Source organism: Rhodococcus sp. T2V, from assembly GCF_029269925.1.
GTDB lineage: Bacteria > Actinomycetota > Actinomycetes > Mycobacteriales > Mycobacteriaceae > Rhodococcus_F > Rhodococcus_F koreensis.
In genome coordinates this window covers 1-5587 of record NZ_JARJBD010000201.1, presented here as the reverse complement: position 1 = coordinate 5587, position 5587 = coordinate 1, and the positions used below count along the sequence as shown (strand labels likewise).

5 protein-coding genes are annotated in these 5587 nt (G+C 65.0%); 4 read left to right on the top strand and 1 reads right to left on the bottom strand.

What is annotated here, in order from left to right:
* Positions 1–815 precede the first annotated feature (815 nt).
* The 4 genes from P3H15_RS52870 (at position 816) to P3H15_RS52855 (ending at position 5060) form a co-directional block, all read left to right on the top strand.
* Positions 816–1898 (top strand): LacI family DNA-binding transcriptional regulator, encoded by a 1083-nt coding sequence (locus tag P3H15_RS52870; RefSeq protein ID WP_276144638.1) that lies wholly within the window; start codon positions 816–818, stop codon positions 1896–1898.
* 450 nt (positions 1899–2348) lie between these two features.
* Entirely contained in the window at positions 2349–3755 is a 1407-nt protein-coding gene (locus tag P3H15_RS52865) for a sugar porter family MFS transporter (RefSeq protein ID WP_276144639.1), read from the top strand.
* Positions 3756–3827: 72 nt separating this feature from the next.
* Positions 3828–4178 (top strand): GntR family transcriptional regulator, encoded by a 351-nt coding sequence (locus P3H15_RS52860; RefSeq protein WP_276144637.1) that lies wholly within the window; start codon positions 3828–3830, stop codon positions 4176–4178.
* A gap of 51 nt (positions 4179–4229) precedes the next feature.
* Entirely contained in the window at positions 4230–5060 is an 831-nt protein-coding gene (locus P3H15_RS52855; protein ID WP_276144636.1) for a mycofactocin-coupled SDR family oxidoreductase, read from the top strand.
* Positions 5061–5272: 212 nt separating this feature from the next.
* On the opposite strand, the gene P3H15_RS52850 is transcribed toward P3H15_RS52855, so the two are convergent.
* Positions 5273–5416: a hypothetical protein gene (locus P3H15_RS52850; RefSeq protein WP_276144635.1), complete on the bottom strand. Its 144-nt coding sequence runs from the start codon at positions 5414–5416 to the stop codon at positions 5273–5275.
* Between the last annotated feature and the right edge of the window lie 171 nt (positions 5417–5587).

Sequence of the window (5587 nt, the reverse complement as noted above, 5' to 3'; positions counted from 1 at the left end):
GACGAACCCCGTCACGCCGCTGACACTCATATAAGTCGGAATTACGTGACGGACAAACCCCTCAACCTGAGGAATTACATGACCGCTGACATCACGCGAGGTGGCCACTCGGTGGCCAGTTGGCCAAATGAATGAGATTGCATTCGACGTGCCTGCGCGGCGGGTCTCGAATCCCGTGGCGGAATCTCGTGGCGGGTGGCGAGCCGTGGTGGATCCGCCATCGTGCTGCGACACGCAACTTCAATCGGTTCACCGAATCGCCACTATCCGAGCGGCGGCGTGATCCAGATCGTTCAGGGGTGTCCCGATTGACGCCCCGAAAGCAAAATCATCACCGGACGGGTCAAATGGGAACGCGCAGCTCAGGGAGTCTCGGTCAACGACCCGCTTCCGGAGACGTGCCGATCAACGTTCCGCTAACGGGATAACGACCGTGCTGAGGATTCCGACAAGTTCGTGAGAATCAGGCACAGACGCGACGGTGAGAACCCTCAGTAGGTTCCACGTTTCAATGTCTGGTTTCCAGATTTCGTGTCGGTGGCGTGTCGGTTTTCCACATTTCATGTCGGTCGGGACCAGACTTTGAACCGTGACATGGACCGATGCGGTCGAGGTCAGGTATGTGTGCGACAACGGAAGTGCTGTTGCGGCGACCGGTCGCTGCGGTTGTACCGCGATACCAGCGGGGTCAGTCGAATCCTTACCGTCGAGGACGGTCGCATCTCGTCCATACCGCTTCTACCTGCGGAAACACCCTGATATTCGGCAACTAGCTCGTGTGACAAGCACGTGCGAATTCGATAGGATCGGCCCGGATGACGTGGACGATTCACGGGGAGGGTCACGCGGTGGACAGCCTGGACGAGCGCCCGCAATCGAATAGGCGACCCACGATGCGCGATGTGGCGGAGCGGGTGGGGGTCTCGCGGGCGCTGGTGTCGATGGTCTTCCGGGACATGCCAGGGGTGAACGCGCAGACCCGGGAGAAGATCAAGCAGGCCGCGACCGAGATCGGCTACCGGCCGGACGCGGCAGCTCAGGTGCTCCGGCGGGCCCGCAGCCGCAACATCGGTGTGCTGTTCACCCTTCAGCACGCGTTCGACCGGGAGTTGATCGAGGAGTTGTATCCGGCCGCGGCGCGCTACGGATATCACCTGATCCTGGGGGCGATGATGCCCAGTCGTGACGAGTTCGCGGCGGTCGAAGAGCTGCTGAGTTACCACTGCGAGGCCCTGATTCTGCTCGGCCCGGACCTGGACCCGAAACGCCTCGATGAACTCGCGGCGAAGCTTCCCGTCGTCGAAGTCTCCCGGCCGGTCCGGCGCGAGCAGGTCGACGTGATCCGCAGCGCCGACGGGCGAGGAATGCGGCAGGCGGTCGACCATCTGGTCGAACTGGGGCATCGCAGCATCGTCCACGTCGACGGCGGCCGGATGCCGGGCGCGGTCGAGCGCCGCAAAGGCTACCGGGCCGGCATGCGCAAACACGGTCTCGACGAGCACATTCGGGTGATCGCCGGCGACTACACAGAGGAGAGCGGCGCCGCCGCTGCCCGAGAGCTGCTGGCCGAACAGACGCCGCCGACCGCGGTGATCGCCGGTAACGACCGCTGCGCACTGGGCCTGCTGGACTCGTTCCGACGCGGCGGCTTGCGGGTGCCCGAGGACATCTCGGTCGTGGGGTACGACGACTCCCGCCTGGCCCGGTTGTCGTTCGTGGATCTGACCTCGGTGCGACAGGATGTCGAGCAGATGGCCGACTGCGCCCTTCGGGCGGCGATCGAGCGGCTGGACGAGGGCCGCACCCAAATGGTCGACATCGTGCTGCCGCCGACCCTGATCGTCCGCGGCACCTCCGGCCCGCCCCCGCAGCGGCGGCCGGTGGACGTCGCCGGCTGAGCCGGACGCCGTGAGCGGCCCGGGCGGCCATCGGCACCACCCGCGAACGCCTGCTGCGAGAGGTCGACGCCACTCGCTTCGAGTTGCCCGCCGCTCCGGGCCCGCTGTTCGGGACGCTGCTGCGCCCCGTCGGCGCACACCCGCACGCAACGCATAACTGACATCCTCTTTGGCACGTGCGATGGGGTTGTCTCCCAATCATTTTCGATCATCGGCAAATGGAGTTGCGCGACCGATCACCGCGCGTCGACGAGGGTCAACCAAGGGATGCCGCCCATCACTCTCACCAGATGATGTGACCCAGGTCTCGACAAATGCGGGGTCTCCGGAGTACTGTCGCGATAGTTAGCACGTGCTAATAGCACGAGCGAAGAGATAATCTTCGGAGAGATAGGATCCCCGACAGTGAGTAAACCGTCCCCCCAACTCCGCACAGAAGTGGACAAGCCGATGGCGCCCCACACCCCGGCCGCGGCGCCTGCCGGGCACCGCCGGTTCCTCGTCAAGCTCACGATCATCGCCACGCTGGGTGGTCTGTTGTTCGGTTACGACACCGGAGTCATCTCCGGTGCCCTGCTTTCGCTGCGCGAGGACCTGAACCTGACCTCGATGCAGGAAGGTGTCGTGGTCAGCTCCCTGCTCTTCGGCGCCATGTTCGGCGCCCTGCTCGGCGGCAAGATGGCCGATAAGCTCGGGCGCCGGGGCAGCCTGCTGATCTGTGCGGGCCTGTTCCTGTTCGGCGCCCTCGGCAGTGCGCTGGCCCCGGATGTCACGATCATGGTGATCGCCCGCATCGTGTTGGGCCTGGGCGTCGGTGCAGCCTCGGTGACCGTGCCGGTGTTCCTCGCCGAGATGGCACCGGCGGATCGCCGCGGCCGGATGGTGACCATCAACGAACTGATGATCGTCACGGGTCAGTTCCTGGCGTTCGCGATCAACTCGCTGCTCGATCAGCTCATCGACGACCCACACGTGTGGCGGTGGATGCTCGGGGTGTCGATGGTGCCGGCGGTCGTGCTGCTGATCGGGATGTGCGTCCTGCCGGACTCGCCGCGCTGGTACGCGATCAAGGGCCGTCTGACCGAGAGCCGTCACGTCCTCGACCTGAGCCGACCCGAGCGGGAGGCCGCCGAGGAGTACCAGGTCATCGTCACGCACGCCGAGAGTGAACTCCTGCGTGACCGCGGTGCCGCGCTGCGCGATCTGCGCGCGTTCCCGTGGATGCGGCGGCTGCTGCTGATCGGTATCGGCCTGGCCGTCGCCTCGCAGGCCACCGGCGTCAACACGATCAACTATTACGCACCGACGATCCTCGAATCGACCGGACTCGGCGCCAGTGCCGCACTGATCCTCACCATCACCGTCGGTGCCGTCTCCATCGTCGGCACCATCATCGGCATCGTCCTGCTCGGCCATTTCAACCGCCGGCCGCTGCTGTTGACCGGCTTCAGTGGAATCGTCGCCGCTCATATCGCGTTGGCGCTGGTCTTCCTGCTCCCTGATTCGATGATGCGCACCTACGCGGTGCTGGGCGCGATGTTGCTGTTCATGTTCTTCATGCAGACCTTCGTCGGTATCGGCACCTGGCTGCTGCTGTCGGAGATCTTCCCGATGACCATCCGCGGCTTCGCGATGGGCGTGGCGGTGTTCATGCTCTGGACCGCGAACACGATCATCTCGTTCGTCTTCCCGATCATCAACGCCGCACTCGGCTCCACCGGCACATTCGCGATCTTCGCCGTGATCAACGTGATCTCACTGACCTTCCTCGCCAAGACACTGCCGGAAACCCGCGGTCGCACACTCGAGGAACTCGAGGACGACTTCCGCAACCACGGCGCCCGGATCACCGCCTGAGAACGCGCACCCCACCACACCACGACGACCACCGCACTCGCACGAACTTCTCTCGGCGAAAGGAGAACTCCGATGACATCCCCCACGCGCCCGTGCACGACGGTGCACCCATACTCGTCGCCCGGCGCGAGCGCATCCGACGTCATCGCTTTCGCGCGCGAAACCGCCTTCAACCGCGCCAAACCCGAACCGATCTACTACCAACTCGGCGAATCCATCATGCGCGCACTGCATCAGCGGCGGATACCCCCTGGGTCACCGCTGCCCTCCCATCGCGCACTCGCCGGGCAGTGGCGGGTCACCCTCGCCACCGTCCGCTCCACGATCAACTACCTCGACATCCGCGGCTACCTGCACTGGGCAGGGCAGCGGACGTACCTCGTCGAACCACAATCCGCGGCCGCATCCCCCCGTTCCCCATAGCGGTAACGCACCACACATCACCGCAACCGAGAGAAAGAAAAGAGAAGCATCATGGCTCGTTTGACCGGACAGGTCGCCTTCATCACCGGCGCCGCCCGCGGCCAGGGCCGCGCCCACGCGGTCCGGCTCGCCGAGGACGGCGCCGACATCATCGCCGTCGACATCTGCGCCCCCCTCACCAGCACCGCCTACGACATGAGCACCGAAGAGGACCTCGCCGAGACCGCCCGCCTGGTCGAAAAGCACGGCAGCCGCGTCGTCACGGCCGTCGCCGACGTCCGCGACCCAGCCGCACTGAAAACCGCCCTCGAACAGGGCGTCGCCGAACTCGGCGGTCTCGACATCGTCATCGCCAACGCCGGCATCGCCGCCTTCTCGCTCGGCCACCTCATCGACGAACAGGAGTGGGCCGAGACCATCGACATCAACCTCTCCGGGGTCTGGCGCACGGTCAAACTCGCCGTCCCGCACCTGCTCGAGCGAGGCAAGGGCTCGATCATCCTCACCTGCTCGTGCGCAAGCGTGCAAGGACCATCGCACCTGGCGCACTACACCGCCGCGAAACACGGCGTCCTCGGACTGGTCAAAACCTTCGCCAACGAGCTGGGCCCGCACAACATTCGCGTCAACGGTCTGATGCCCACCCAAGTAGACACCCCGATGATCATGCACGAAGGCGTCTACTCGTTGTTCCGTCCAGACCTCGAGCACCCGACGAAGGACGACTTCGTCGGGCCCAGCCAGGCCGGGAACGTCCTCCCAGTGCCGTGGGTCGAGCCCGTCGACGTCGCCAACGCCGCCGCCTTCCTCTGCTCCGACGAAGCCCGCTACATCACCGGCGTGGCTCTGCCCATCGACGCGGGAACACTGATCAAACGGTGACCACCCGCAGTGGCGCCGATGCCCACCATCCGCACCACTGTGAGCCTCCAACGGTGGGGTCCACCCTGAAACGGTGGGTCCACCCTGAGGAGGTTGTGCGGCCAACACAGGGCCAGTAAATCAACGTGAAGGATCTGGCGCGAAGCAGCAAATAGCCCCCGGAGCGGCGGGCACGACCAGCAGGTGTTCTGCTGGTCGTGCCCGCCCAGGGTCTACCGAAACTGTGACCGCGAGAAGTCGAAAACGACTGTCATGGCTGGAGTATGCACCCACGCGCCGCCGCTGACGATCAGGTCGTGCGCGATTGCACTCAGTTCCGGAGAGACGGGGTAGTCGATCCAGCTGAACTGCGACATCGTTCGAGTATGAACGGACAGAGCTCAACTGCGGGGAACTGCGTGCGACAGACGGCGAGGGCCTTGTCAAGGGACATGAGGGCGTCCCTGTAGGCGGACAGGTGGTGTCCCTGTGCGCGGACAGCTGATCTCCCTGTCGGCGGTCAGCTGATCTCCCGCACCATCAGGTCA

What these genes read in the sequence shown, in the direction of transcription:
- P3H15_RS52870 (WP_276144638.1), top strand. Translation starts at nt 816, where the DNA reads ATGACGTGGACGATTCACGGGGAGGGTCACGCGGTGGACAGCCTGGAC.
- P3H15_RS52865 (WP_276144639.1), top strand. Translation starts at nt 2,349, where the DNA reads ATGGCGCCCCACACCCCGGCCGCGGCGCCTGCCGGGCACCGCCGGTTC.
- P3H15_RS52860 (WP_276144637.1), top strand. Translation starts at nt 3,828, where the DNA reads ATGACATCCCCCACGCGCCCGTGCACGACGGTGCACCCATACTCGTCG.
- P3H15_RS52855 (WP_276144636.1), top strand. Translation starts at nt 4,230, where the DNA reads ATGGCTCGTTTGACCGGACAGGTCGCCTTCATCACCGGCGCCGCCCGC.
- P3H15_RS52850 (WP_276144635.1), bottom strand. Translation starts at nt 5,416, where the DNA reads ATGTCGCAGTTCAGCTGGATCGACTACCCCGTCTCTCCGGAACTGAGT.